This is a genomic window from Vibrio sp. 1249-1 (assembly GCF_033340495.1).
Window position 1 is genome coordinate 1 of sequence record NZ_JAWOWJ010000487.1, and the last position, 723, is coordinate 723.

The following is a 723-nucleotide window of genomic DNA, read 5'->3' on the forward strand; positions in this document are numbered from 1 at the left end:
TAAAAACGCGATAACTCACAGTACGAGCCACCGACATGGAAGAAAAGCAAGAGCGCTACACCATCTCAGAGAAAACCTATCAAGAGTTCATTGATCACACGCGAGTGCTTGCACTGGAAGAACGAGGCATTGTGCAGTGTGGGATCGCGACTTGCCGTGATTTCTTTTCCGTTTATCGCAAGAACCAGAAGAAACACATGCTGCTTTATACTGTGCGTGGTAAAGGTTGGTTAGAAAGTGGGGCGTGCCGTTATGAGCTTGAACCCGGATCGCTGGTGGTCGTGCCTGCGGGGATTGAAAATGGGTTTGGAATGGAAGATGAAACGTGGCAAATCGCTTGGGTATTTCTTTCCCAACATAAAGAGTGGTCGATGGTGGGAGAAAACATCAGCTATCAACTAACACCTGCACCGGAAGTGATGTATTCATGTATTCAGACATTGCTTCGTAGCATAAATCTGTCCATTGATTACGGCAGTGCGGTCGGTGCTCACAGCGTAGCGCAACTGGAATTGATGCTGAATATGCCGTCTTCGGAATCTGTTTCTCGCAATCAGCTTAAACTTCGCCGCGTATTTGACCTCGTTCAGCGTCAATTACATAAAGACTGGAGCGTTGAGCAGTTAGCGGCACTCTATCCATGTTCGGAGCCCCATTTACATCGTTTAACGCAGCAACAATTTGGTCGAAGCCCGATGGCACACTTGATGCGCATGCGAATGG

1 protein-coding gene is annotated in these 723 nt (G+C 48.0%); it reads left to right on the plus strand.

Going from position 1 to position 723, the window contains the following annotated elements; genetic code table 11:
* Nucleotides 1-35: 35 nt before the first annotated feature.
* Nucleotides 36-723 (plus strand): AraC family transcriptional regulator (locus R7Z50_RS27145; RefSeq protein ID WP_318149705.1); only part of this gene is annotated, 688 nt, incomplete at its 3' end.